This window comes from Corallococcus llansteffanensis (genome assembly GCF_003612055.1).
In the GTDB taxonomy this organism is placed as follows: Bacteria; Myxococcota; Myxococcia; order Myxococcales; family Myxococcaceae; genus Corallococcus; species Corallococcus llansteffanensis.
This window is the reverse complement of record NZ_RAWB01001129.1, coordinates 1-704: the sequence shown is the minus strand read 5'-3', so window position 1 is coordinate 704 and position 704 is coordinate 1. Positions and strand designations below refer to the sequence as shown.

Below are 704 nucleotides of genomic sequence, written 5' to 3'. Positions count from 1 at the left end.
ACGACGTAGGCGACGAGGCGCTTGTCGGCGGCTTCGCCCTTCGCCACCACCACCGCGTCCTTGAGGCCCGGAGCTTTGCGCAGGGCGGCTTCGACTTCGCCCAGTTCGATGCGGAAGCCGCGCACCTTCACCTGGAAGTCGACGCGGCCGAGGTACTCCAGCCGCCCGTCCTCGCGGTACCGGACGCGGTCACCGGTGCGGTACATGCGGCCACCCGGAGGGCCGTAGGGCTCCGGGAGGAAGCGCTCCGCGGTGAGGTCCGGTCGCAGCAGGTAGCCGCGGGCCTGGCCTTCGCCCGCCAGGTACAGCTCACCGGCGACACCCACCGGCACGGGTTGGAGCGTGGCGTCGAGGACGTAGGCGCGCGTGTCCGGGAGGGGCCGGCCAATGAGCGGCACCTCCTCGCGTCCCACCAGAGAGCCTGTCGAGTACGTCGTGTCCTCGGACGGGCCGTAGAGGTTGTAGAGCTTCTGTACGGAGGGCAGGGCGTAGACCTGCTTCGCCAACGTCTCCGGCAGTGCCTCGCCCGCGAGGTTGATGACGCGCACTGCCGCCGGCACCGCGCCCAGGCGCACCAGTTGGGCCATGGCGGAGGGCACGGTGTTGACGAGCGTTACCTCCGAAGCGGTGGGCAGCTCCGCCAGGTGCAAGGCATTGCGCGCCACCACCACGGCGCCGCCGCTGGCGAGCGGGGCGAACAACTC

At 71.0% G+C, this 704-nt stretch carries 1 protein-coding gene; it reads right to left on the bottom strand.

Translation table 11 applies throughout. From position 1 onward, the window contains the following. The coding region (locus D7V93_RS43765) for an AMP-binding protein (RefSeq protein WP_147451716.1) at positions 1-704 on the bottom strand (704 nt) is incomplete at both ends.